Here is a 23,654-nt window from a genome sequence, read left to right on the forward strand (position 1 = left end):
TTTTACGCCCGATGAGTACGTTTCATAAATTCCTCGATGAATTTCGTCGTCACATTGCCGGCACGAAAATCGTTGTCGGACATAATCTGTTTACAAAACGGAATCGTTGTCGAAACACCGCGGATAATGTATTCTCCGAGAGCACGTCCCATGCGGTTAATAGCAAGTTCGCGAGTCGAACCGGTCGCGATTAATTTGCCGATCATGCTGTCGTAATATTGCGGAATGCGGTAGCCGCCGTAGACATGGCTATCGACACGGATTCCATTGCCGCCTGGGGCATAGTAGAGCGAGACTTCGCCGGGACAGGGTGCGAAATTCCGGTCGGGATCTTCGGCATTGATGCGACACTCGATCGCGTGCTTAATAAATTTAACGTGTTTTTGTTCGAAGGGAATTTTTTCGCCGGCGGCAATCCGGAGCTGGAGGTCGATTAGGTCGAGACCGAGCGCTTCTTCAGTCACCCCGTGCTCGACTTGGATCCGTGTATTCATCTCCATGAAGTAGAAATTTCCGCGTTTATCGACGAGGAACTCGACCGTTCCCGCGTTTTCATAGCCGCATTGTTTTGCGAGGCGAACGGCGGCATCCCCCATTTTGTGGCGTAGGCTGTCGTCTAAGAATCCGGATGGGGCTTCTTCAATGACTTTTTGGTAGCGGCGCTGAATCGAGCAATCGCGCTCTCCGAGGTGGAGTACTTTTCCGGAGCGATCGGCTATGACTTGGACTTCGATGTGTCGGGGATCTTCGACGTATTTTTCAATATAAACTGCACCGTTGCCAAAGTTTTTCTCGGCCTCTGCACGTGCAATGTTAAATTCTTTGCTGAAGGAAACCGAATTAAAGACGAGACGCATTCCTTTTCCACCACCGCCAGCAACTGCTTTGATGATGATGGGGAAGCCTATTTCTTCGGCCACTTTGAGGCCCTCTTTTTCGTCATTCACGGTACCTTCGCTGCCAGGGACTACCGGGACTTTTGCCCGTTTGGCCATTTCTTTCGCGATGGACTTGTTGCCCATCTGACGGATTACTTCCGGGCTGGGACCGATAAAGTTAATCTTACAGTCGCGACATTGTTCGGCAAACAGTGGATTCTCGGATAAAAATCCGTAGCCGGGATGAATCGCGTCAACATTACCGACTTCGGCAGCACTAAAAATACGGTCCGCACGGAGATAGCTCTCGGGTGCCGGTGCGCTACCGATACAAATCGCTTCATCCGCTAATTGGACGTGGAGGGACTGCTCATCCGCTTCGGAATAGACGGCAAGCGTCTTAATCCCGAGCTCTCGACAGGTCCGAATCACCCGTAGCGCAATTTCTCCTCGATTGGCGATGAGGATTTTTTCGAACATCTAGACCTCCACGCGGAAGAGCGGTTGACCAAATTCGACCGCTTGCCCATTTTTAACGAGAATCTCGCGAATGGTACCGGAGACATCGGATTGGATCTCGTTCATCACCTTCATGGCCTCGAGGATACACACTGGTGTATCGACATCGACATGGCTACCGACCTGTACAAAAGGTTCACTTTCCGGCGAAGGGGCGCTATAGAACGTCCCCACCATGGGCGATTTAATGATATGGTAGTTATCGCACGAAACCGGGCTAACGGGTGGTTCGGAAGTCGTTCCGGTAAGCTGAGGCTGGAAATTAAAGGCAGCGGGCGGTGGCATCACCGGAGCTGCGGTTGGGATATTTTTACGTAAAACGATACGGGTATTACCGTCCGCGATCTCGATTTCTGCGAGACTCGAACGTTCCATAATCGCGATAAGATCTTCTATATCTTTCTTTTCCAAAATACTGCCTCCGCTCGAAACGACTTGACTTGGAACATTTTCTAAACACCTCCACGCTATCTTCAATCTAAAACGGCACAGAACTGTTTTAAAAATGCAGCCCGTGGTTTACGGGTCCTTACTGTACATGTCAAGCTAAAATTAAAAAAAGATGAAAATTCACCACCAAACGCTTTTATACGACAGTTTCCGGTATTTTTTTCAGGGGGCGCTAGACATTGAATTTCGCACGACGATTTTACTGATTGCGATTAAGGTTTTCGACATGCCGATGCGCTACAAAGCGACGTTGATGTCGGTCGGCTATTTGAGTATGTTATTCACGCCGGTTTCGTTACAGTTGATGAACCGATCACGCTGGAATCCGATGCAATTTTCAGCGTTTTATTTTTTCGTCATTGCGATTACACTGGGGATTACCGTTGGCCTTCAGAACTGCCTCTTATTTTGTATGCTTACATCGATTGCGCGCATTTGCTACAAACAGCAGATTCCGTTGATGATCGGTGTTTATCGCAACAATTACACCGAAACGCAACGGGGATTTTGCGTTGGCATCGCATTTGCTTGCTTAGCGATTGGGGGGATTCTTTTTGCCCACTGGTCTAAAAACGTTTTAGCGGAAAACCCAAACCACTTTGAACCCATTTTACTACTCTCCGCGGTCTTTTCGACTCTCTGTGCCTTGTGTTTTTTAAAGATCCCGGCACAGAAAATTTTTTACCCGCAAAAACCATCCTTATGGGCAAACTTTTTACTCCTGAAACGCGATATACTATTTAGTAAGATTCTTTTTTTCTGGACGTTGATTGCCGTTGCTACGCAGATGACGATGCCGTTACGCGTCGAATACCTTGCCAGCCACCGCCAAGGCCTCGATCTTTCTGCAGCCCATGTTTTAGCGATTCTAGCCGTTACGCAAACCGTTGCACGCGTTTTAAGCGCCCCACTCTGGGGAAAATTTTACGACCACGTCCACTTCGTGACGATGCGACAATGCGTCACGCTCTGCTTTACGATCGGCATTCCCCTCTTCTTTCTAACAGATGACCTACGCATCATCCAACTCGCAAACATTTTAATCGGCATCGGTCATGGCGGTGGCGGCATTATTTGGAGTCTCTGGGTTGCCAATATTGCCCCCAAAGACCAAGTCAGCGACTACATGAGCGCCGATACAGCGATCGTCGGCCTACGTGATGGTCTTGCGATTTGGTTCGGTTATATTCTCCTCGAACACACAACTTCCTATGGAATTGTCAGCATTGTTGCGCTTGGGTTATTACTCTATTCGCTCTGGGGCTTTTGGCACTTAAGGAGTGCGATCCAAATGCGTACACAAAGTGTTGCCTAATCGCCTTCGTATTTTTTGACGATTAACACCGAATTTGTCCCCAACATCCCAAAGGAATTGTTCAAAATCACCCGAACGTTTCCAACTTGCTTGGGCTCGTTAATGACGAGATTCGGCAATTCACACCGTGGATCCAAGTGCTCAATATTAATCGTTGGATGCACATAACCATCCTCAAAAGCCGGCAGGTTACCGGCGAGTTCCAGCGCTCCAGCAGCTCCCATCGCATGTCCAATAAAGCTCTTAGTATTATTAATATACGTCGTCGGACTTTCCCCAAACACCTTCCGAATCGCATCACACTCAATCGCGTCCCCCATCGGTGTCGACGTCGCATGCGTATTGACGATATCAACATCCTCAGGCGTAAGCCCGGCACGCTCCAGCGCCAATCGGATACACTGTTCCTGACGTTCGGCATTCGGTAAAACAGCATCGGTCGCATCGGTATTCATCGCATACCCAGCGATTTCCCCATAAATTTTCGCTCCACGGCGACGTGCATCACTCAGACGCTCCAGCGTAAAGAGACATCCCCCTTCGCTCACCACGAGTCCGTTGCGCGCACGATCAAACGGCCGACTAACGCGATTAGGATCATCTCCATGCCCAAGCGCCCCCTGGCTCCGGAATCCCGCAAAAATCCCAAATGACCGGATACTTTCGCTAATCCCACCAGCAAGTGCTAGATCGACTTCCCCTAAACGTAGCATTTGGACGGCCTGGATGATACCCGCATTTCCGGCCGCACACGCCGCACCGATGGTATAGTGAGGTCCGGTAATGTTCAGCTTGAGGTTAATTTCACCGGCGGGATTGTTAGCCACCGTCCGCGGGTTATGGTGATGCGCCCAATACTTAACGTCATAGTTATACTGCGAAAGCGCATAAACTTCGTTTTCGGTTTCGACATTGCCGTGCTCGGTGATCCCTACATACACGCCGAGACGCGCGGTATCCCGTTCTGCGAGATCGATTCCGGCATCTTGGAATGCCTCCTGTGCGCAAAAAATACCGATTGAACCGGCCCGGGTACAATTTCTCAGATCCTTTTTTCGCTGATACTGCAATGGGTCAAAGTCGCACACACCGGCTGGCACAGCGCCCATATACCGCAGATCGATCATTTGAATTTTTGCGACACCGCTCAGCAGGCAATGCCGAAAATCGCGAAGGCCATTTGCATTTGGCGCCGTCAAACCAACCCCCGTCATCACAATATGCTCTAGAGCCACGCAATGATGTTGAACATTTGCCTCCAAAAGAGAAGCGGAAAAGGTTAAATTATAGGGATGACACGGCGGTAGAAAGTAATCTCTAACAAAACCGTTTCAGAAAGCCGCAGATATCAGACCGCTCATGCAGCACATCACTTCACCTTGCTTATCCTCAATAAGCATGACTGAGACAGACTTTTACAGATCAATCATGATTAGACTGGTCCCACCCCGTAGCTGCCTCCGCCATATTTCTAAAACCGACCTCTTGGTCCAAAGTCACTTTGTTCCCGAATGGGTCGTACGTATTTTTTCCACGGGTATTACCCTGGGTTTTAACACCCGCTTTTGTCACGCCTTCGTCTACGCTATCATTGACAGCGCTATTGCCAGATGTACTTCCCTCGTTACCCTTAAGAGGATCTTTATGCTTAGGATTCTCTGGCTTTTTGCTATACCCCCCAACTTGCCAGGATATTTTATTGCCATCTGTCCTACCGGAAAAGTCTACATTCTTTCCAATCTTACTCAAGAAGGCCTCAAACTTTTTCCAACGACCTAGGTGCGTGCGAGCCGTAAAGAAATTTCCACTTCGCTTATGCTTAAACATATCTATTACTTTTTGCTCAGCCGGAGTTGCGCTCCTATTTCCGACAGGTTTTATAGTTATATTACGTCCAAAGATTCTATCGAACAGCGCGAATTTTCCCTTGGTTCTCACTACCTCAAATTCGAGCTCCTGCTGTTGACCGAATTTGCCCGTTACGGTTATCTTTAAAATATCGTTTCCTTTTTCCCCGATTTTGTTCCCATTTCCCCCCCCTATTTTACTGGATTCTGCTCTAAACTCTTTGCCGCTTATCCCATTGAATGCCGCATTAAACTGAGTCGCACTCGGTATACTCATAGCGCCCGGATGATGTCAATTTTTACTCATTTGTCAATTTTTATGCCTCCACCCTAACATTGACCTCAGAACAAGTACTAAAGGCGAGGAAAAACAGCAACCCGCGCGAAAAACACCCCATCAGTCATATTTCTACAAAAATGCCCCTGGGTGGAGCCGATCGGTCTCGAACCGACGACCTCCACAATGCCATTGTGGCGCTCTACCAGCTGAGCTACGACCCCGTCCTGGCACGCCTCGCAGGATTCGAACTTGCAACCTTCTGATCCGTAGTCAGATGCTCTATCCAATTGAGCTAGAGGCGCCCAACACCCACAGTGTGTCACTCTAAATCCGCTTTTCAAGAAAAAATTCTTACCGAAACACGAACTGTAGCGCCCCCAAAAGCCATCGTGTTGCTTGGCAATGAAACCCCATTCGCATAGATTTTTCAGAAACGTCGCAACTCCAAATCGATGCTTTCGCTATATCATAGGGGGACTTTTACCGTCTACCGCTCTGGCGAGGGCCATTTACCGAGAAGATGACCTGCAGGTGCAATTCCTAAAAGTTGATACCCTTCCGTTTTCTAAATGAAACAAGGGAACTGCCATCAAAAGATTCCACGCTTGATAAAAAGTAAATAAACTGCAAAATAGTAACTCATGCCAAACGGTATCAGTTCGCCAATTCAAACAATGCGCACATATGATGTGTACAGTCTGGACGATTTAAACAAATTACAGGACAATGTAAAAACTCATCGCAATGTTTTGAAGGGTCGAGTGGACGCAAGCCAGATCAAAAATGCAGGTACCATAACGGTTAATGGCCAATTAAAACTAAAGCTTGAAGTCGAAAAGGGAAAAGGAATTTTCCGAAAAAATCGCACAAAAATCACCCTCATGGATACGGAAGGTAAATGCGTTACATCGTTCTACCATAATCAGGGGAAAAAGTTTAAGGAAAATTTCCATAAAGCTTTCAATGAATTTAAGGAAATGAACGCCATTGTTGTTGATAAGACTGTCCCAGAAAAAAATGCAAACATTGACAGGATTAAAAGCTTCAGTGGACAACAAATGCTACCCCCAGGAGACCTGATTTCAACTCCAACTGAGCATACGGCCACAAAACAGCCAGAAACTACAGCAAGTAACGACACAACGGCGACAAGTACTGTAGCAACTCAACCGCCTACTGCTGGTGTAAACGGGGCTGCTACAACGGGCACGACGACTGGCGTAGATAAACCCAAAGAACCTCTCAATATGAATCCAGGCATGGAGATTGTTGATGTGCAAACAAAACTTCAACCATGCCGTACACATATTCAGCGACTAACCGTAGTTAGGGCACAACTATCGGCAGCCCAAAATAATTTTGGTATAGAGCATCCCGATATCCCGATGTATATGACGCTACCAAATGGTGGTATACAAACGGAATTAGGTATCGCACAACACACTTTAGAACATTTAAAATCCGAAGGAAAGTCTAGTACCACAAATATACAGGGTCTCGGAGGATCAGAAGGTAACCGTGTGTTTTTAGAGGGGAGCGAAAAAACGGCTCAACGTATTCAAGACCAATTCCTCAGTCCCCTTCTCACGATGAGTGTGGATGAACGACAACAAAGTCTGACAGCTGTCATCGATACTTATAAACATTTTACAAACCAAATTACCGGGGATCGGACAATCAACGGAAGCGTCAAATCCCTAACGTTAACTGCAGACCAACAAAAGGCCGAATTAGGTAAGTTAATAAGCATTCTAGAGGCAGCAAAAAGAGAATTGAGCAACGAAGGCTCAGAAATCAGGCAAAAAATTGAAACCTCCCCCGGAACAACCCTTTGCTCGATTATGAAATTTACCTCAAATGGACAAGATGTGAAAGAATTAGCAAAAGAGGTAAAAAACAACCATGACACCTTGAAAAAAGGCGAGGGGATGGAATTTAATAGAACCATCAATGACACAACATTCAAAGTATCGCTTTCTAAACCCAAAAAGTTCTTTGGGAAATCTGGCACACAAGTTACATTCCAAGATCCACAGGGATACTCTGTGTCTTTTGTATTTGACAAAGGGAAAGATCTGGAGGCGAAAATTAAAGATGCCCTCACATCAGTCGCTGCCAAGATGTATACCGGACAATTTAGAGAATTAGAAACCGAGCGTCTTTTCAACACACCGACTGAAAATTTCTCGCGCCAATCGCTCGATGATGTAAAGGAACTGGGGAGCCTTTACGCCGACCCCAACTCTCCCAAGATTCAAGAACTGGGAAACAAATTAAATGACATTCTTTTGATGCTAGAAGAAAATATTCAAAATGCGAATCTTCAAGCAGCTAAAGATATATGGTACATGGCAGACGCCATAATGGACGCTTTCAAGAATCTCGACGAACCTCTCCCCGACGTTCAGCGGGTTATACGCGACAAAGCCGCAAATATAAAAGAGAACGCTCAAACTATCAAGAATCAAGCCAAAGTTGAACAAACAAGCTCTGAAGCCGCTCAACCTGAAACAACCCCGGTGGCGACAAATGGAGAAGTTTCAGCGCCGGCAGCTCAAGCCGTAGATATGACTTCCACCCCAGATACGTCTCCTGCTCCGGTTAATACGACAGCGACCCCACAAGAATCGATACCGACGGGTATATCACCAGAATTGCAAAAAATTCTCGAGACGCCAACTCAAGACCTTTCCGTGGACGATGTAAAGAAACTCATTCACCCCTATTGTGATCCCAATTCCTCGGATGCGCCAAAACTCGAAGAGAAAGTTAACGACGTCCTGGATGCGCTCATAGAAGCTCTTCCTCAGGGAAGAACGCCAACTGACGCGGCGCATGAAGCACTCGCACCGCTGTATTATCCCAATAGTTTGAAAAGCGACGCCGTATCCGCTAAGTTTGAAAAAATATGCAGTATAATGGAAAAGCTTCCGGACTCTGGCTTTGTTTATATTGTCAAAGGTCAAAAATTGTTCCGGGCTTCTGAACAAAAAACTGCAATCTACAGAAACCTGAAACTCTAAAAAACGCGAATGGCGTGTCGGAGCATCTCGCAACATGATCCGAGACAACACGGTGAATGGAGTTTTGCGAAAATATTTCCACAAAATGAGTGGAAATATTTCGATTATAGACTGGATGGCGGGAATAACAGGTGCAGATAAATGACCCGCAAGTGGAATTTCGAAGCTGTCATTGAAGGGGTAAGATTTGGCTAGAAAAACAAACGCGCCCCATATAGAGGCGCGCTGTTGCTATGAAAATACAAAATAAATAACCTACCCTTGGTTTCGGAAAAGCGTTTGGAGGCCCTGGCTCGTCCTATCTGAGATTTTCGAAGACAGTTCGTTCATGTAGCTTAGTTTGAGTACGAGAAATTACATTTCCAGGAAATTTCCGGGTTGAAAGACTGTGTTCGCAGGTGAATTTTAAGTGCATCGCCAACAAACACGAATCAGTATGCGGAACTTATTTATATTTAAAATAAAATTTATACAATACTAAATCATGGGATCTCTAATCAATAATTTACGGAATTACGGATTTATCGATGGCATCAAGCAAACATTTTCAGATATAAACGTGAAAAAGGCCAAATTTGACCTGAAAATAGCGATGGCACCTCATCCCAAACTGGATGGTATACGACAGGCGCTTGTCGGAGGAAAACTTTCTCATGTTAATGGCAAAGAATTATCTCAAACAACAAGTGTCCCCTCGAGTGTCCCGAAGTTTATACAGACAAAGTTTGAACGGACGGTAAGATTTCTAAATGACAAAGTAAATTTCCGAACACAAAGCCTCCGAGACAAAGATGACTGGGACAGTGGCCTCATCACAACAACAACCAAAGAAAATGCCGAGAAATTTTCAGCACGTGACATCAAGAGACTCGCCAATGCAGCACGATGGCTTCCTCAAGGTAGTTCTGAATCGAACCATGCCAAGGAAATGGTTCACGCCGCTCTAGACCTTATAAGCACCAAAATAAACAAGATGAAGACCTTAGCACAAACGACCTCAAAAAAACTAGCAGCTATAGCGAAACTTTTCCCTGAGGAAGTAGCAAAAGCTGTTGCAGATGCTCCGGATTCCTCGAATGATCTTCAAAAATTGCTTCCTAAGGAAAAACCTTCTGCATCAGAAATTTTTAAAAATAACAACCCAATACCTAAACCTGCGCCGGGTAATCTTTCAGAATTTCACCAGGAAGAAAGTTCCACGATACCAAATAATCCCACAGAACTCTCCCAACCTCAACGACCAGCACAAGAAGAGTTGATTTCGAACCCGGGAAAACCGCTCGATGACTTTGAAGAAAAAGTTCCAGAAAGTGGCAATCAAGCGCAAACCAATACTCCAGGTGGTCCGTCGCAGATTTCACCACAAAACAGCAGCTCCATGGAAGAAGCCTCAGAAGTGTCTCTTTTAGACTCCGGAGTTAAAGTAACTGTAAAAGATCTTGCTGGCATCATGAAAAATCTGGCTGATGTTATGCCAGGAACGAATCTCAATAGCACCATAAAAAGGGTAGCTGATGTCGATGCAAAAGCGGCGAAAGAACTCAAGAAACTCCTCAGAGAGTCCCAACCAAAAGTTTCTGCTTTCTCCAAATTTTTAAACTTCTTCCAAACGAAACCCAAATCATGATCGAGAATGGTCTCCCAGAACGCCCATCTTAATAATAGGCTTGCAAGCAGAATGAGAACACGTTGTAACTTTTCAGAGGGGTACCACGCCATAAAAATGAACTCTCAGAGCAAGAACGCCCCCTCAAAAAATAAGCGGGATCAGAATTACTTTTCAATAAATCCACGTTAGTTGCCAATGACCACAAACATAACACTCCTTCCGCGAAAATCAACGCGCCCATATAGAGGCGCGTTGTTGCTATGAAAATACAAAACAACTTATCCTTGATTGCGAAAGAGCGTTTGGAGGCCCTGGCTCGTTTTGTCTGAAACTTTCGAGGAAAGCTCATTCACGTAGCTCAACTGGAGCACGAGAAATTGCATCTCTAAAAGGTCCTTGCTTGAAGGATCACGGCCGTTTGCGGATAGATAGTTAATGCGACGCGTAATCCCTTTGAAAACATCGCGGACCGATTGAATTGAATCTAAAATGCCCTGCGTCGGCGAAGACTGCACGGGATTGATGCCCATGCCGAGTTTCGCATTCTGTAAGTTGGCGTCCTGGAGCGCCGCATTGAAAACTTGCCCGTCCTTAAACGGAGGAACAACATTCGCATCCCAAAACTCAACGTTGCCCATATTGACGCGGCCAACGGTATTGACCTTGCTTACAAGCTCTTGCGCTTGCGCGACCGCCGCAACTTGATGTACCATAAAATTACCCTTCCTTGATGATTTTTGTCGCCAATTTGACCGCATCAGGATCGTGGCCGCCAGCGCTAACCTCTTCGAGCACAGCGTGGCTTTGGCTCCGTTGCCCTACCTGGTGCAACATAAAGCCGTAAAATGCCTTCGCCATTTCGCTCTCCGGATTAACATGGAGCGCACCTTCAACCAGTAGCTTCGATGCTGCAGTATATTCCCCAAAAACCATATGCATAAACGCATAGGCAATGTAGACATACTCGTTTTCGGGGCGAGCCGCGAGAACGCCCTCAAAGATACGTTCCGCTGTCTTTTTTCGCCCACAACCCGTCGCGACATAACCGATGTCAACGAGCAGTTGCAGCATCTCTGCGGAAATTGCTTCCCGACCCAATGATCGATCCATCCGCGATTAAAATTTAACGAATGTTCTGCGTAATTTTTGTAAGCGTATCACCGACGAGACGAATGATACCCGTAACCGTCGCCGAAACCGTTCCCCAAGTCTGAACCATCGCTTGTAAACGGAGCAATGTCCCCTGGTCAATATCACTCGCGTTACTTCCTTCAATACAACTAATCGTTTCCGCAAGGTTCTTTTCGTATGTGTGCAGATAACTCGATAGCGTCTCATACATATTCATGATGCTAAGATGTTGAGTTACTGTCCCCCAAGCCATCTCAGAAGCTGGCTTGAACTCTAAATCCGGTGTTGCTGGTATTGCCATCCTTATATCCTTTGTTGTGTGTGGAGAGCAGCATAAACCGATTTTTTGAAATCGCAATAAAAATTTTACTGAAAATTAATAATAACGTCTTGAGCCTGGATGAGAGCCTGTTTTAATTGGTCGTAGAGCGCAAATTCGTCGGGTGGGAGGCCATGACTGAGATGAGATTGCATCTCTTGTTGGAATGCTTGCAACTTACTTAAAAGTTCTTGGCGATATTGCCCATTGGGATCCTCAAGGAGCTTGCGTTCCATTTCTGTTAACGTTAGGCGCTTCGATTGATTCTCCCTATTCATGAAGTGGAAAGGTAGAGAATTTCTGTGAGGTCGCGAGGTTAAAATAATATGCGGGGGCTTTCCCTGCCCCCGCGAGTTAGCCCTCCTTCGCACCGTCACCATCCATCCAAAGGGAGACGTCACGACCATCCAGCCATCCAATCTACATCCACTCGAGGTCTAACTTAATTTCTTCTTCTGCGTTTTTGATCGTCACACTATCCTGCTCGATCGTCTCGACAACGTAACCACTCGGTAATACCGATCCCTGGAAGTATTTATTCCCATTCTTTAGATTCACCCAATCCAGCCCGCTATCGTTGAAGTTGACGCTGTCGATCTTGCCTCCAAAAAATTTCTCAATCGTTAAATTCCGATCCGTCGAAACGCCGACGTTAAAACTTAACTGTGCTTTCTTCTTAAAATTCTTTTCAAGGTCGCCCTTCAATTGACTCCAAGTACCTTTGAGGTCGTCAGCGATAGTACCCGTTACGGCGACACCGGCGTCATCTGCCTTAACCTCTAAAATTTGCTCCATTTTATACTGTTTAATCAGATTCTCGGCAAGCTCCTCGGCAGAATCCTTGTTGAGTACCTGATCATCGAGCTTGTTGACGCCCTTAATCTTTTCAATCTCCTCGCGTAATGCAGCCCAAGCCTCTCCTTTTTTGACATAGCCCAGCGCAATGTAATCCCCAAATTCATCGCCTTGTTTAACGACGACATTTTGTTTCGCATCCTGGACGGCTTCACGGATCTGGTTTAAAACTTTTTCGGCACAACTGAGCTTTACGGACGCCTTTTCGGTGATATCGCGAACTGCTTTTTTGATTTTTGCCGAATCATCGAGCGTCTGAGTGTACCCAACAACCGAGTATCCACCCTCCCCTGTCGCCGTTACCTTCGTTCGGGCGTTGAGTTTTAGATCACGCACTACCCGCTCAATCCGCTTCTCTAAGGGCTCGAGCTTCACCACTCGTACCGACGGGCGGTCCTTAACCATGACGTAACCAATAGAAATGGCAACCGCAAGTGCAGTACTAATACTCACACCGATGGAACACCGTACCATCCGCTGTTTCAGGGTGTAATGAATCTTCGCACCGGGACCAATCCCATCCGCAGCATTGATATCTCGGTTTTCGAGTTCCTTTCCAGCGACATCGCTTTCCGAAGCCTTTAGACCTTCATTGCCCACCTCTTCCGAAGGCGACTCGATTTTTTCTAGCTCTGGAAATGGCTGCTGCTCGACGTCTGCCCAACGTTTACTCTCACTCTCACCGACCATAAGGTGGGTGTTGCCAAGAGTAATGAAGGTAAAATTCTCAACATCGCTCGGTTCCCTTAAAAGCTTCCCCGCAATAAAAACATCCCCCTCTAACGGTGTCAGTTTTATGTGGTCACCCTCCAATTGGAGCTCGGCATGCCGATCGGCAACTGCATCGTCATCGATGACAACATCACACGCATCCGCAGTCCCAATGATAACCGCTTCCGCCGGGATTTCAAACTCCGCACCCCGGTGAGGTCCGGATAAGACTCGTAACGTCAAACCCATCGCACTGCTGGCCACGAACTAAGGAAATTTTCCCCATAAGTCAATATTTTTGAATAAAAGTTTACAAGGATACGGTTTGTCGTTGCGCAATAACGCCTATTTATTAAGGTTTCAAGCGGATTGAGGATGGAAGTCACAAAGATCGGAGGAGAAGGGCGTACGGTCACGATGGGACCTCCGGTATACGGAAAATATCGGGGCCAGGCCGTCAGTAATGTCCTAGTTAATACTGAATCGATTACGCAGTTGGCATCACAGATCGCGGGTTATGAAGCGGTACGTCAACGGCAACGCCCAGATCTTCTTGCACGCAAAGTCGAATCAAAAAAGATTTTCCGAGCCAAGGAAAAAGTGCTTGCGGAATACACCGAACGCCTCGGGCAACGCTCCCAGTCAAAGCGTTATAAAGAGACCTATGCGGAATTCAATCGCTGGCAGTACAAAGAAGAATTTGAGGAAAATCCCGAAAAACTCCGCGACGAAATTTTATATAAAGTCGCCGGCAACTTTGGCGAGGTCACCGAACAGGATAACCTTTTGGAGTACGCTATAGCGACGAACGAAATCGACCGAGAACATCTAGAAGGCGCCGTGGTGCAAACCAAAAATATGATCGCGTATTATAACGCTCCGGAAAAGTATCGTCTCGATCTCGGATTTGCCAATACCGAGCGTCTTCGGTGGGAGAAGAAGCTCCAAACACTCGAAACGAATCTCAAATCGAATACACTATTAAAGGAGCAACTCCAACAGGCACAAGTCGAGCTACGGAAAATTCATCGGCAGGAAATTCGCGATGGGTACAATCTCATTCCCAAGGCTGCCGCGATCGCGATGCAGTTTGGAGACGATTCCGGAGATACCGCTATTAGCTTGGCAATCGCCTACCGCGATGAGATCTTGACGATTAAAAACCCGCTCGATGTCTTTGAGATCTTCATCAAACGTCAGGAGCAGAAACGCGAACGATTTCGTCCATATATTGACTCGATGATCGCCCTCTTTGGCTATGATATGTCCTCGGCCAACCCCTCACGTTCTCGCGAAGAACTCTCCGGTGTCCGCGATAGTCTCTACCGTGTCGAAATCTGCGGTCAAGTATACGACAGTGTGGGTGATGTGTATGCCGGGATCCAACACCTTTTTCCCGAAGTTCAAGAACCGCTCGCCCATAAAACCCAGGTCGACGCAACCCGATCGCTCGTCCAGATGACTCAGGGCGCCTTTCCCAGTATCCAGCAAATGACAAATTTCCTCATATTACTCTGCGCTCGATGTAAGACCGACCTCGATATCGCGATCTATACGCTTAACCAGACGATCGAACTCGTCCGCGACCTACCCGAAAAATTTTTTAAGGATGATCAGTCACAGGGACAGTTTTTGAAAACCGCACAAAAGAAGCTCGACGAATATATTCTTCAAGAAGAAGAGATGGCGGGCGCTGCATACTTGGAGGGCAAATAATGGAACGTCACGTTCAAGAAGCACTGAACCAGATGAGTACAAAAATGAACCTACCGCCTTTCCAAATCAATGGCGCTGGTGTTATTTACTTGGTTCTCGAAAATGCGGGCGAGCTCTTTATTGACGTCCAACCCGATGCGGTCTATACGTATATTTTTAATACATTTGACTTTCTTGATTACGAGCTCACAACGGAGGCGATGTCGTTTTGCGGTCTCGCTACCGCTTACACCATTCCGACCAATCCGGTTTTGCGTGGCGATCATGATCTCGGCTTCGCGATTAAAATTACGACCGAGGATCTGACGCTCGTCAACCTCGAGGGCGCCATTAACCAACTCATCGATATGGCAGTCCATCTCCGGAAACTTTCGATTCGTTTATAATCGCATTTTTAAGAAAAACGGTTATTGTGGACCGCGGATGGGTTATGAGTACGACAGAAAATGAGGTCGCAGAGTTTGACTTTGATTACGGGCTTTCGAGCGTCAGCAAGAGTATAGGGCCGCAACAGCGCATGAAGTTACCGGTCGCGAGCCGGGTCGATCCCAGCGAAGGTAAAGTCGAAGAAAAATTAAAGAAGGTCTTTCGGATTGGGACGGTTGATAACCTCGTTATGCAACTTCTGCGTCCCGAAATCCAGGACCGAAGCCTTCTTTCGCCGATCTGCTTCCGGGAGAAAATTCGCGAAATCCGTACGCTTCTCCAAAAAGAGCGCCCCAGCGACCTCGCTCCCGGCGATGACCTCTACGAACACGTCGATACGCTGCTCCAAGAAGAAGAAAATAAATCCGAACTTCTCGACCAATACCGCCACACGCTTTTATTGGGCTAATCCTGTCCCATAAAAGCTTTATTATCCCGAAGGTATGCCTGAACGTCATGGGCATTAATCACATTCCTCGGAAAATATTTTTTCACCTCCTGGATGTAATCCTTAGTCGCCTCGGGGACATCATTCATAAAAAATTCGCCCTCCATATCGTAAACAAAAACGTCACAGGGATTACAATTCCAGATCGGCACAAATGAAATTGTCGTCAGGCGATCTCCCTCCCACGGACGTGGTAGGAGCGTTGTCATCCCCTCGGATTGAAAAACTTTTGCCTTCGCCCGTGCAAGCGCTTCATAGGGGATCTCCCGTGGTGAATCGTAGTGCAAAAACTGGTCCATGATGTAGAGTAGGTGCCCCTTGATTCCACGGTAATTTTTCCCAGATGAACGGCGATGATAAACCCATCCCGGGATGCTCCCCGCCTTTAAAGCCGCCTTGTGATAATCAAACTTATTGCAGTGTTCAAAATAGACAGAAATTCCCTGATCACCCATCGCTTCAAAACGCTCGCGGATGATCTTAATCATTTCCTCCTGGCCATAAAAGATGATCCCTGAGCCCCCAAAACTCGGTAAAAATGACAACCTCAGAGAAAAGTACAATATGGGTTTCTGGGTTACCTGTGACTCCGAAAATACGACGTTTAGTGATAATACTCCTGCTTGTTCAAGCCCCTGATCTTCGTGAACAAAATCAATCGCGATATGTTGGAGCTCCTGGCTCGATGCCTCTTCGTTATACATCCACAATAAACGCGATTTAAATAACCCGAACTTCGGAACAAATACCGACATCCCCCCAAGATCTTGAAAAACCGCCTGGATCACATCCTGGTATCGCCGCTCAACCATCGCATCCACATCCATGGCCCGCGATTCTTAAAAAACTCCCCTTAAAATCAAGCCGTATCGCGTAAGCGCGCACAGGGACTACACCGCATCTGGAACTAGAATCTGGATCATTTCTGGCAAAACGGGCCCCTTACCTTCGACAATCTTCGGCATCCTTTGAAACGTAATTTTGGGGTCGTCCTTCACAAGGGCATCTTTGTAGCCGTAGTTCAGGGCCTCACATCGCGAGAGTAATGTCACGTACTTCAAGTGATCCTCCCAGTGGTCGCCAGAACCGTCATTGCCATTGAGTGCCCTCGGTTTATCTTTTGGCCCAAGGCTGCGGTAGTACAAGCGCAACACCCCGTCGAGATCTTTTTCGTTTTGCTTTTCAAACTTCAAAAAATACTCGGTTAATCCGCCATAACAGAGGTCGACAAATGGTAGAGGTGCGTCCGATTGCCAGTAAAATGCAACTTCTTCCGGATCAAGGTCCGCGTTATCCACTTGCTTGCCGCCCTGTGGAAAAATTTTCCCCAATTCCTTAAACGTCATTTGTTCGCAATTATTGCCCCCGGGGATACTGCGCATCACAACGGCAATTTCATTCAAAATAGTTCGTGTTGTGATTACTTCCTCATCAAACAAGCGCTGCCGCTCCGAGGAATTCACCGACTGCTGGAGGTTGAGAAAGGTCGTCAACGTCATCAACATCGCCCCTAAAATCATACCGCTCAATCCCACCGCGAGAATGATTTCAACCAACGTAAATCCCCTTCTCCGACCAATCCAACGCCACTTCATCGTTAAGAACCATTATAGAGAAGCGAAACATTTGCGCAAGAAGACAATCCCAAGACAAAGCCGCAAAAAGCTTTATTGAAATTTTTCAAATATTTTACATAATTAAAAACATGACTGTTCCTAGTGTTACTACACCCGGTTCAACGCCGACTTCCGCGCCTGCTCCCTCGACAGACAAAGCAAAAAAAACAGGAGAGGAGACAAAAATTAGTGACGCGAAAAAAATGGGAGGGCAAATTGAAAAACAACTTAAAGAAAAGGCCGTTCCAGAGTTCAACAAGCAGGTAACAGCACTAGCACAACAATCCCTTGATTCCGTCAAAAAGGAAGTTGTGGCCATCGTCAAAACTATTTCCACGATTGTAAAAGACATTACAACTTATTTAGGGTACAAGCATCCAGGTCTTTCAGCTTTTCTGGAAAAACATCCCATTTTGACGGGTCTTTTTAAGGTCACTATAGCAGTTGCCGCAATTGCGATTCCGATCGTGGCCAGCGTAGCCGCATCAGTCGCCATCAATGTGTACCCTCTGGTAGCAGCTGTATCTTTTACGATCGCCATGTTTGCGTTGCCACATATCAGAGGTGCCCTGGAAAAACTTGATACTAAGATTAAAAGTAAAATTGAAACGCTAAAGACAGAACAAGCCGAACAGGAAAGAGCTGCTCAAGAAGCCGCACAAAAGGCATCTGCAACGGAAGAAGTAGAAGCCAAGGACGCCTCCGAGGCAACATCTCCAGAAGCTAAGGATGCGGCAAATCCAAAACCGGAAGCCGGAGAAGCAGCGAAACCTCAAAATCCAGAAAGTCTCGAAAAGAAAGAAACAATGCCAGCGGCCTCAGCAGAGAAAACCAAAATGGATGCAGCGGCAGCATCGTAGAAAACAAAAATGGGTACCCCGAGCTAGCTAGAAAAATAATTCACAATCCAACATAAAGAAACGGCAATGAAAAAAGAAGAGAAAGAAATTGGGCGGAATTTGCTGACGAATGACGTCGTAAATGCGATGGATGATTTAGATCATTTGGCGAAAATGTTCAGAGAAGATCCGTCGCTCGACGAAGAGACGCGGCAAAAGATCTTAGCGCGGATTCAACAGGCGGAACAGGAATTTGCAGCAATCGTCGACCGGCTCGATAAAGAAGCGCAGTGGTAGTCTAGGGAAATACTTCTACTTACAGGCTTGAGATTCCAAGTTGACGTGAAAATTAGGACAATGGGAGTGTCGATCGATGCCAAAAGTCTTCCCATTGACGATCTGTGCGGCTTCGACCAGGGTCTTTGTCGAACTTTCTGGTTCTGAGGGTGATTCCGGATGCTCAAGAGACTTGATACGCTCATTGGCAAGCCGGATGCGCTCTTCACAAGATTGCGCTGCATTATGACTGGTCATGGAAACCGCCATTTTGATTGCGCTCCGGATGGACCGGTGGTTACTCGAACCATGCGACTTGAGCACTGCTCCTTTCAAGCCCAATAAACTCGCGGCGCCATAGGTCTCAGGATTCAAACGTCCGCGCAACGATGCTAAAACGCCCCGCGCGAGCACCGCACTAAGCATACGGACGATATTTTTCTTAAATTCCTCTCGGAAGTAACTCTTGATCTGGACGACAAACGACTCCATCGTTTTAAGGAGTACGTTGCCAACAAAGCCATCGCAAATCACGACGTCGACTTCCCCTGTCAGGATCTGAAAGCCCTCAATCAATCCGTGATAGCTAATGAGATCGTCAAGCTTCTTGAGTAATTCGTGCGCCGCTAAAGTGACCTCGTTTCCCTTCCCCTCTTCGGTGCCAATCGTCAAAAGGCCGATTTTCGGATTTGGAATTTGGAGCACTTTTGTACAATAATCTCCGGCAAGAATTGCATTGTGAACTAGTTGTAGGGGTGTTGTATTGGGGTTAGCGCCTACATCTGCCATTACGATGTAGCGGTTCATCGTCGGGATAATCGTCGCTAATGCGGGACGTTCGACACCTGGCATCGTGTGAAGCTTCAACGTACTTCCCGCGATAAGACTTCCGGTATTGCCACAGCTCAGCATCGCCTGGACACGGCCCTCGTGCAGTAGCTCTATCGCACGAACCATTGAGGCATCTTTTTTTGTCCGTAAGCTGTGAACGGGTTTCTCATCCATTCCAATGACTTCCGAAGCATGGCAGATCTCGAGCCGCTCCGAGGGAAACGATCTATAAGATGCAAGCGTCTTTTCAATGACATCACGGTCACCGACAAGAACAGCACGGAAATCCTCACGATCCCCCAACGCCTCAACGACTCCTTGGAGTACTTCTGCCGGTCCGCAATCCGACCCCATCACGTCGACCGCGAGCGTATGAATATCGGCATCCATCCAGTAACTACGACTCGTCGACGGCGATCACCTGACGCCCACGATAAAGCCCCGTAGCGGGATCAACGTGGTGGCGCATGAAAAGGGATCCATCGGGGGTCTTAGCAAGCTCGGGCGCTACGAAACGGTTCGCGCCACGGCGCTTCCGGCTCCGCTGTTTTGATTGTTTTCTTTTTGGCTGTGCCATGGCTTTCTTTCACTAAATCACCCCGCATTAAAGCGCTCACCCCTAGGCCGTCAAGCTCAATCCCTGACGGAAGGCCTCATGGCTACTCTTCGTCGTTGGATTCCGAAGCCGGTGGCGTCGTCAGAAAATAGACATCTTCCGGTGTTGCATCGTCGTGGGCATTCGCGACCGCAACCGTCCAATGAGCGTTATCGAGATTGTGAAGCCAAACTGTCTGTGGGTTTTCGGCGTATTTTGTTAGGTCTTCGATGTGGTCATAGTGCTCGGTTTCCCCATCATCAAGAAAAAGATCATAGCCATGGCCCTGGTTATCGGAAACAATCACCGTCTGTCCCATCGCCTGAGCGAGATACGGTAACATAGCTGTATCGAGAGGAGTTTCTTCGACAAACATACGCCGGACTTCACTTTCAGAAGGCCCTGGTTCCATCGCGAGTGCCCGCTTCGCCGCTTTACGTTTGAGTTTCGCGATCCATTCCGAACGAATAAGTTTATCTTCGGGGTGCAGCCCTCGTAACAGCGCCCAAAAGCCGCCATTAGCCTCCGCGGGGACGTCATAGAGCGAGCGATCGTAAGACCGGAGCACTTTGGGGGTACGAAGCGGTTTCGAAAGGACGACGATTGGCCCCGAGGGAACAGGAGCAGGAGCTACAGGTTGTTTTTCTACCGGTATTACCGGCGGTGCGCTAGGTTCTGCTGCGGGCTCCTCTGATGCCTTAAGTTCAAGTTTTTCAACTTGTTGCGCCCGGTAACGCTTTAAATCAGAATCCTGGTGCAATTCAATAATTTGTAGCGACAAGACACACATCGCAAATACCATTAACGAAATCGCAATGAGCCAAAACCAAACCGTTTCTCTCCGTTTCATCATCCCTCCAGAGCAGAAAAGTAATTTTTTTTACGTCAATAGCAAGCCCGAACCCCGGGAATTAACGCAACTGTAAAGATCAAAAATTACGTCCATATTCCACCGTTAGACAAAACCGCCAGCAGTTTGTATGCAACACCAGGTAACAATCCCAAACGGAAGGGGTGTCAGATTTGTGTTGATTTTTGTGCGAGGATACCCAGTCTCGCCGGCGTACATTAGCAGGATCAGTATGAAACAGTTGCAACTTTCGTTTACGGAACGCTTAGGCAAAGGTCGTCACCCCGCATCTCGGTTACGCAAGATCGGGCGGATTCCGGCGGTTATCTACGGTCCTTCCGGCTCTTTCCCCGTCAGTATCGATGGGCGAGATTTTCGGATGCTCATGCGCCAGAAGGGCGATGCAGCGGCTACAATCCAGCTGGCGAGTGATGCGAAAAAGGTACTTTCGATTATCAACGAGATCCAACACAACGCGATTACGGATCAGTTTATGCACGTTGATTTTCAGGAAATTTCTGAGAAAGAACCTTTTCAAATTATGGTTCCAATCCATGTCAAAGGTGAGGCGTACGGCGTGAAAAACGAAAAGGCAATGCTCGAAGTCGTGCGGCGCGAGGTCATGATTCGGTGTTTACCGAAAGATCTTATCGAAGCCATCGAGGTCGACGTTACCGATCTTCACTCAGGACAGAATATCCATATCAAAAATCTTCCGCGTTTTGAAGGTGTTGAATACCCCGGCGATCCGAACGGTGTCGTCATCGCATGTATCGGCGAAGAGCAGGAAGAATCTGCTGAAACGGCTACCGAAGAAGCGGCAGCTTAGTTCCGATTCCCTTGTTTGGGCGGCTTAAGTCTACTCCATAATGAAGCTTGTCGTCGGACTCGGGAATTATGGAGTCCGGTATCAGGACACACGTCACAATGTTGGTTTCAAGGTTGTCGACGCATTCGTACGAACGTTTGACAGTGTCGAGTGGAAACACGAGCGTGCGTTGTCGGCATTTATCTTAAAGTCCCCGCCCCCTCACAGTATTCCTGAGCTCGATGCGATTCTACGGACACGCGAACTGGAAGAACAAAAGAGACATATCGCTCCCAAAGAGACCGCAAAAAATCCGGATACCCCAGTCGAGTCTGAGAAAATTGTAAAAAAAACCAAAATATTACCGCAGGAAGTGCCGTGGATTTTTATGAAATCCGATGGGTTCATGAACCATTCCGGAACACCAGTGGCACGCGTCTGTCATTTTTTCAAGATTTTGACAAAGGATGTAATTGTGGTTTGCGACGAGCTCACGCTTCCGCTCGGCGACGTTAAGATTACGGATCGCCCAGGAACCGCTGGCCACAACGGTGTCTGCGATATTTTAGCAAAAATTGGTCCCGGATTTACCCGATTTCGTGTCGGTATTGGCGCCAAAACGCAACCCAAAATGGATCTCGCAGATTACGTTCTCAGTGGGTTTAATCCTCAAGAAAACGATCACCTCACCCGTCAATTGTCCGAGATCTGCGCCGATTTAAAGCTACTGCTTGACAAAGATCCTGTAACCGCCATGAACTCCATCAACAGGAAAGTATGCAGACAAGATCATATAGAGCTACGATGATCCTCGATACGCGTAATTATCAGGATTCTGTCGACGCGCTCGTCGAGGCCATCAAAGCCAAAATGGTCGAGGCCGGCGCCGATATCCGCGAGGTCGTCAATAAGGGCCAGCTCAAGTTTCAACGTGTTACCGATCGCAAGTTCCCCGCGGGGCTTTACTTGCAGGTCTCATTCGATGCACCCACAACGGCTCCAGAAAAGATCCGCTCGAAATTTAGCCTCGACGCGACAATCAATCGCATCCTCATCGAGCACGCGTAATGGCTTCATTTAATAAAGTTATTCTCTTGGGGAACCTTACGCGCGATCCGGAGGTACGCACATCGGCAAGCGGGACACCAATCTGTAAGTTTGGTCTTGCGACGAGCCGCGTTAGTCGTGGCAGCGATGGTGAGAGCCGCGAAGAGGTCGTTTTTGTCGATGTCGATGCTTTTGGGAAACAGGCGGAGCTCATTGGGCGGTATTTTACGAAAGGGCGTCCAATTTTTATCGAGGGTCGACTTCGACTCGATCAGTGGGAATCTCAGGCTGGGGAAAGACGCAGTAAGCTTTGTGTTGTCCTCGAGAGTTTCCAATTTATCGGTAATCAACGGGACGAGGAAGCCGATGGCGGGTTTGGTGGCCCTAGTGCTAATGAGGCACCGAAAAAGTTTGGAATTTCATCAGAAAAATCTCCCGCGAAGAGTGAGGAATTTGTGGACGAAGACGTTCCTTTTTAATTTAGAAAAACGATGGCAAGGTCAGAAATTTTATTGTTGAAAAAGGTCGCAAATCTGGGGTACGAGGGCGATATCGTCGAGGTTGCTGCGGGTTATGCGCGAAATTATTTGTTGCCACAGGCTCTGGCAATTCCTGTAACATCGGCAAACAAAAAGCAGATTGCGGCGCTACAGGTACGGCGTCTGGAGCGTGAGAAGAAAGAACTCGAAGAGGCGCGTGCATTGGCGGAAAAAATTCGGGAGATTGTCGTTTCGTTTGCCGTCAAGACCGGTGCCAATGGGAAGATGTTCGGCGCGGTCACGGCCTCGGATCTGGCGAAAAAAATCCGTGAGGTTGGTTTCGAGATCGATCGCCGTAAGATCCAGTTGGATCCGATCAAGCACATTGGCTCAGCATTGGCAAAGATCCGCCTCCATCCCGAGGTTGTGGTCGACTTCGCATTCGAAGTCACCGCTGAGGCCTAGTTTGTGGAGCCTCTCGTTTTTATCTTTGTCCTGACGGCCTTTCTGGGATTGGAACTCCTTTCAAGGGTGCCGTCGCGTCTGCATACACCCCTCATGTCAGGAACCAACGCAATCTCCGGTATTGTTTTATTGGGGACAATCTCCGGCGCTGCACACTCTGAGGGGTTTGTTTTTGTTCTCTCCCTTTGTGCGCTTTTTCTTTCAATGATCAACGTCGTGGGCGGATACGGGGTTACGCACCGCATGCTCTGTATGTTTCATTCACGGTCGAATAGCTAGCCCTTACGAAAAAAGTCGACACTTTGGCAGGATGCGCCACCG

28 protein-coding genes and 2 tRNA genes are annotated in these 23,654 nt (G+C 47.6%); 14 read left to right on the top strand and 16 right to left on the bottom strand.

Annotation, left to right across the window (positions count from 1 at the left end):
• Positions 1-2: 2 nt before the first annotated feature.
• Both accC and accB read right to left on the bottom strand, forming a co-directional pair.
• A complete protein-coding gene (gene accC / locus LW808_001710; GenBank protein UPA28765.1) occupies positions 3-1,358 on the bottom strand; it encodes an acetyl-CoA carboxylase biotin carboxylase subunit in 1,356 nt (451 codons plus the stop codon).
• Positions 1,359-1,808 (bottom strand): acetyl-CoA carboxylase biotin carboxyl carrier protein, encoded by a 450-nt coding sequence (accB, locus tag LW808_001715; GenBank protein UPA28766.1) that lies wholly within the window; start codon positions 1,806-1,808, stop codon positions 1,359-1,361.
• Positions 1,809-1,959: 151 nt separating this feature from the next.
• Between accB and LW808_001720 the strand changes: the two genes are divergently transcribed.
• Complete coding sequence (locus LW808_001720) at positions 1,960-3,162, top strand: MFS transporter (GenBank protein ID UPA28767.1); 1,203 nt, start codon at positions 1,960-1,962, stop codon at positions 3,160-3,162.
• Here the strand turns inward: LW808_001720 and LW808_001725 are convergent.
• The 4 genes from LW808_001725 to LW808_001740 form a co-directional block, all read right to left on the bottom strand.
• Positions 3,159-4,376 carry a beta-ketoacyl-[acyl-carrier-protein] synthase family protein gene (locus LW808_001725; protein UPA28839.1) on the bottom strand — a complete coding sequence of 406 codons (1,218 nt, stop codon included), beginning with the start codon at positions 4,374-4,376 and terminating at the stop codon, positions 3,159-3,161. The two genes, LW808_001720 and LW808_001725, sit on opposite strands and share 4 nt — an antisense overlap.
• Before the next feature lie 208 nt (positions 4,377-4,584).
• Entirely contained in the window at positions 4,585-5,286 is a 702-nt protein-coding gene (locus tag LW808_001730) for a hypothetical protein (protein ID UPA28768.1), read from the bottom strand.
• A gap of 151 nt (positions 5,287-5,437) precedes the next feature.
• Positions 5,438-5,510 (bottom strand) — tRNA-Ala (locus LW808_001735).
• Between the two features lie 4 nt (positions 5,511-5,514).
• A tRNA-Arg gene (locus LW808_001740) sits at positions 5,515-5,591 on the bottom strand.
• Positions 5,592-5,930: 339 nt separating this feature from the next.
• Here LW808_001740 and LW808_001745 point away from each other — a divergent pair.
• Positions 5,931-8,312 carry a hypothetical protein gene (locus LW808_001745; protein ID UPA28769.1) on the top strand — a complete coding sequence of 794 codons (2,382 nt, stop codon included), beginning with the start codon at positions 5,931-5,933 and terminating at the stop codon, positions 8,310-8,312.
• Between the two features lie 484 nt (positions 8,313-8,796).
• Positions 8,797-9,939 carry a hypothetical protein gene (locus LW808_001750; GenBank protein UPA28770.1) on the top strand — a complete coding sequence of 381 codons (1,143 nt, stop codon included), beginning with the start codon at positions 8,797-8,799 and terminating at the stop codon, positions 9,937-9,939.
• 260 nt (positions 9,940-10,199) lie between these two features.
• Here the strand turns inward: LW808_001750 and LW808_001755 are convergent, their stop codons facing one another.
• The 5 genes from LW808_001755 to sctD all read right to left on the bottom strand — a co-directional run bounded on the left by LW808_001755 (position 10,200) and on the right by sctD (position 13,186).
• On the bottom strand, positions 10,200-10,634 hold the full coding sequence (locus LW808_001755) for a hypothetical protein (GenBank protein ID UPA28771.1): 435 nt from the start codon (positions 10,632-10,634) through the stop codon (positions 10,200-10,202).
• 4 nt (positions 10,635-10,638) lie between these two features.
• On the bottom strand, positions 10,639-11,031 hold the full coding sequence (locus tag LW808_001760) for an HrpB1 family type III secretion system apparatus protein (GenBank protein UPA28772.1): 393 nt from the start codon (positions 11,029-11,031) through the stop codon (positions 10,639-10,641).
• Between the two features lie 13 nt (positions 11,032-11,044).
• A complete protein-coding gene (locus LW808_001765; GenBank protein UPA28773.1) occupies positions 11,045-11,353 on the bottom strand; it encodes a hypothetical protein in 309 nt (102 codons plus the stop codon).
• A gap of 65 nt (positions 11,354-11,418) precedes the next feature.
• Positions 11,419-11,649, bottom strand: coding sequence for a hypothetical protein (locus LW808_001770; protein UPA28774.1), 231 nt, complete (start codon positions 11,647-11,649; stop codon positions 11,419-11,421).
• Between the two features lie 142 nt (positions 11,650-11,791).
• Complete coding sequence (gene sctD, locus LW808_001775; protein ID UPA28775.1) at positions 11,792-13,186, bottom strand: type III secretion system inner membrane ring subunit SctD; 1,395 nt, start codon at positions 13,184-13,186, stop codon at positions 11,792-11,794.
• 126 nt (positions 13,187-13,312) lie between these two features.
• On the opposite strand from sctD, the gene LW808_001780 reads away from it, so the two are divergent.
• From LW808_001780 to LW808_001790, 3 genes are read left to right on the top strand one after another with little or no spacing between them, the layout of a single operon-like run.
• Positions 13,313-14,653 (top strand): hypothetical protein, encoded by a 1,341-nt coding sequence (locus LW808_001780; GenBank protein ID UPA28776.1) that lies wholly within the window; start codon positions 13,313-13,315, stop codon positions 14,651-14,653.
• Positions 14,653-15,039, top strand: a complete 387-nt coding sequence (locus LW808_001785) for a hypothetical protein (protein UPA28777.1) — start codon at positions 14,653-14,655, stop codon at positions 15,037-15,039. The genes LW808_001780 and LW808_001785 overlap by 1 nt, the downstream gene beginning before the upstream one ends.
• Positions 15,040-15,083: 44 nt before the next feature.
• Complete coding sequence (locus LW808_001790) at positions 15,084-15,488, top strand: hypothetical protein (protein ID UPA28778.1); 405 nt, start codon at positions 15,084-15,086, stop codon at positions 15,486-15,488.
• Here LW808_001790 and LW808_001795 read toward each other — a convergent pair.
• Both LW808_001795 and LW808_001800 read right to left on the bottom strand, forming a co-directional pair.
• Positions 15,485-16,354 carry a hypothetical protein gene (locus LW808_001795; GenBank protein UPA28779.1) on the bottom strand — a complete coding sequence of 290 codons (870 nt, stop codon included), beginning with the start codon at positions 16,352-16,354 and terminating at the stop codon, positions 15,485-15,487. The two genes, LW808_001790 and LW808_001795, sit on opposite strands and share 4 nt — an antisense overlap.
• A gap of 63 nt (positions 16,355-16,417) precedes the next feature.
• On the bottom strand, positions 16,418-17,122 hold the full coding sequence (locus tag LW808_001800) for a prepilin-type N-terminal cleavage/methylation domain-containing protein (protein UPA28780.1): 705 nt from the start codon (positions 17,120-17,122) through the stop codon (positions 16,418-16,420).
• A 110-nt stretch (positions 17,123-17,232) separates the two neighbouring features.
• Between LW808_001800 and LW808_001805 the strand changes: the two genes are divergently transcribed.
• Positions 17,233-18,003 (top strand): hypothetical protein, encoded by a 771-nt coding sequence (locus LW808_001805; protein ID UPA28781.1) that lies wholly within the window; start codon positions 17,233-17,235, stop codon positions 18,001-18,003.
• Between the two features lie 66 nt (positions 18,004-18,069).
• Positions 18,070-18,279, top strand: coding sequence for a hypothetical protein (locus LW808_001810; protein UPA28782.1), 210 nt, complete (start codon positions 18,070-18,072; stop codon positions 18,277-18,279).
• A 15-nt stretch (positions 18,280-18,294) separates the two neighbouring features.
• Here the strand turns inward: LW808_001810 and plsX are convergent, their stop codons facing one another.
• The 3 genes from plsX to LW808_001825 all read right to left on the bottom strand — a co-directional run bounded on the left by plsX (position 18,295) and on the right by LW808_001825 (position 20,537).
• A complete protein-coding gene (gene plsX / locus LW808_001815; protein UPA28783.1) occupies positions 18,295-19,479 on the bottom strand; it encodes a phosphate acyltransferase PlsX in 1,185 nt (394 codons plus the stop codon).
• 7 nt (positions 19,480-19,486) lie between these two features.
• Positions 19,487-19,666, bottom strand: a complete 180-nt coding sequence (gene rpmF / locus LW808_001820) for a 50S ribosomal protein L32 (GenBank protein UPA28784.1) — start codon at positions 19,664-19,666, stop codon at positions 19,487-19,489.
• A gap of 82 nt (positions 19,667-19,748) precedes the next feature.
• Positions 19,749-20,537: a hypothetical protein gene (locus LW808_001825; protein UPA28785.1), complete on the bottom strand. Its 789-nt coding sequence runs from the start codon at positions 20,535-20,537 to the stop codon at positions 19,749-19,751.
• A gap of 229 nt (positions 20,538-20,766) precedes the next feature.
• Between LW808_001825 and LW808_001830 the strand changes: the two genes are divergently transcribed.
• The 6 genes from LW808_001830 to LW808_001855 are packed head-to-tail and all read left to right on the top strand — an operon-like array spanning position 20,767 to position 23,612.
• Positions 20,767-21,363 carry a 50S ribosomal protein L25 gene (locus tag LW808_001830; GenBank protein UPA28786.1) on the top strand — a complete coding sequence of 199 codons (597 nt, stop codon included), beginning with the start codon at positions 20,767-20,769 and terminating at the stop codon, positions 21,361-21,363.
• Positions 21,364-21,403: 40 nt separating this feature from the next.
• Positions 21,404-22,150, top strand: a complete 747-nt coding sequence (pth, locus tag LW808_001835; GenBank protein UPA28787.1) for an aminoacyl-tRNA hydrolase — start codon at positions 21,404-21,406, stop codon at positions 22,148-22,150.
• Positions 22,120-22,410 carry a 30S ribosomal protein S6 gene (locus LW808_001840; GenBank protein ID UPA28788.1) on the top strand — a complete coding sequence of 97 codons (291 nt, stop codon included), beginning with the start codon at positions 22,120-22,122 and terminating at the stop codon, positions 22,408-22,410. Before pth ends, LW808_001840 begins: the two co-directional genes overlap by 31 nt.
• Entirely contained in the window at positions 22,410-22,868 is a 459-nt protein-coding gene (ssb, locus tag LW808_001845) for a single-stranded DNA-binding protein (GenBank protein UPA28789.1), read from the top strand. Before LW808_001840 ends, ssb begins: the two co-directional genes overlap by 1 nt.
• A 12-nt stretch (positions 22,869-22,880) precedes the next feature.
• Entirely contained in the window at positions 22,881-23,333 is a 453-nt protein-coding gene (gene rplI / locus LW808_001850; GenBank protein UPA28790.1) for a 50S ribosomal protein L9, read from the top strand.
• A gap of 3 nt (positions 23,334-23,336) precedes the next feature.
• Positions 23,337-23,612 (top strand): NAD(P) transhydrogenase subunit alpha, encoded by a 276-nt coding sequence (locus LW808_001855; protein UPA28791.1) that lies wholly within the window; start codon positions 23,337-23,339, stop codon positions 23,610-23,612.
• Positions 23,613-23,654: the final 42 nt, after the last annotated feature.

Source organism: Verrucomicrobiota bacterium, from assembly GCA_021294815.2.
Taxonomy (GTDB): domain Bacteria; phylum Verrucomicrobiota; class Verrucomicrobiia; order Opitutales; family LL51; genus LL51.

Bases quoted from the DNA above. Each gene is read 5' to 3' on its own strand.
- accC (UPA28765.1), bottom strand. From the start codon at position 1,358: ATGTTCGAAAAAATCCTCATCGCCAATCGAGGAGAAATTGCGCTACGG.
- LW808_001720 (UPA28767.1), top strand. From the start codon at position 1,960: ATGAAAATTCACCACCAAACGCTTTTATACGACAGTTTCCGGTATTTT.
- LW808_001725 (UPA28839.1), bottom strand. From the start codon at position 4,376: ATGACGGGGGTTGGTTTGACGGCGCCAAATGCAAATGGCCTTCGCGAT.
- LW808_001730 (UPA28768.1), bottom strand. From the start codon at position 5,286: ATGAGTATACCGAGTGCGACTCAGTTTAATGCGGCATTCAATGGGATA.
- LW808_001745 (UPA28769.1), top strand. From the start codon at position 5,931: ATGCCAAACGGTATCAGTTCGCCAATTCAAACAATGCGCACATATGAT.
- LW808_001750 (UPA28770.1), top strand. From the start codon at position 8,797: ATGGGATCTCTAATCAATAATTTACGGAATTACGGATTTATCGATGGC.
- LW808_001755 (UPA28771.1), bottom strand. From the start codon at position 10,634: ATGGTACATCAAGTTGCGGCGGTCGCGCAAGCGCAAGAGCTTGTAAGC.
- LW808_001760 (UPA28772.1), bottom strand. From the start codon at position 11,031: ATGGATCGATCATTGGGTCGGGAAGCAATTTCCGCAGAGATGCTGCAA.
- LW808_001765 (UPA28773.1), bottom strand. From the start codon at position 11,353: ATGGCAATACCAGCAACACCGGATTTAGAGTTCAAGCCAGCTTCTGAG.
- LW808_001770 (UPA28774.1), bottom strand. From the start codon at position 11,649: ATGAATAGGGAGAATCAATCGAAGCGCCTAACGTTAACAGAAATGGAA.
- sctD (UPA28775.1), bottom strand. From the start codon at position 13,186: ATGGGTTTGACGTTACGAGTCTTATCCGGACCTCACCGGGGTGCGGAG.
- LW808_001780 (UPA28776.1), top strand. From the start codon at position 13,313: ATGGAAGTCACAAAGATCGGAGGAGAAGGGCGTACGGTCACGATGGGA.
- LW808_001785 (UPA28777.1), top strand. From the start codon at position 14,653: ATGGAACGTCACGTTCAAGAAGCACTGAACCAGATGAGTACAAAAATG.
- LW808_001790 (UPA28778.1), top strand. From the start codon at position 15,084: ATGAGTACGACAGAAAATGAGGTCGCAGAGTTTGACTTTGATTACGGG.
- LW808_001795 (UPA28779.1), bottom strand. From the start codon at position 16,354: ATGGATGTGGATGCGATGGTTGAGCGGCGATACCAGGATGTGATCCAG.
- LW808_001800 (UPA28780.1), bottom strand. From the start codon at position 17,122: ATGAAGTGGCGTTGGATTGGTCGGAGAAGGGGATTTACGTTGGTTGAA.
- LW808_001805 (UPA28781.1), top strand. From the start codon at position 17,233: ATGACTGTTCCTAGTGTTACTACACCCGGTTCAACGCCGACTTCCGCG.
- LW808_001810 (UPA28782.1), top strand. From the start codon at position 18,070: ATGAAAAAAGAAGAGAAAGAAATTGGGCGGAATTTGCTGACGAATGAC.
- plsX (UPA28783.1), bottom strand. From the start codon at position 19,479: ATGGATGCCGATATTCATACGCTCGCGGTCGACGTGATGGGGTCGGAT.
- rpmF (UPA28784.1), bottom strand. From the start codon at position 19,666: ATGGCACAGCCAAAAAGAAAACAATCAAAACAGCGGAGCCGGAAGCGC.
- LW808_001825 (UPA28785.1), bottom strand. From the start codon at position 20,537: ATGATGAAACGGAGAGAAACGGTTTGGTTTTGGCTCATTGCGATTTCG.
- LW808_001830 (UPA28786.1), top strand. From the start codon at position 20,767: ATGAAACAGTTGCAACTTTCGTTTACGGAACGCTTAGGCAAAGGTCGT.
- pth (UPA28787.1), top strand. From the start codon at position 21,404: ATGAAGCTTGTCGTCGGACTCGGGAATTATGGAGTCCGGTATCAGGAC.
- LW808_001840 (UPA28788.1), top strand. From the start codon at position 22,120: ATGCAGACAAGATCATATAGAGCTACGATGATCCTCGATACGCGTAAT.
- ssb (UPA28789.1), top strand. From the start codon at position 22,410: ATGGCTTCATTTAATAAAGTTATTCTCTTGGGGAACCTTACGCGCGAT.
- rplI (UPA28790.1), top strand. From the start codon at position 22,881: ATGGCAAGGTCAGAAATTTTATTGTTGAAAAAGGTCGCAAATCTGGGG.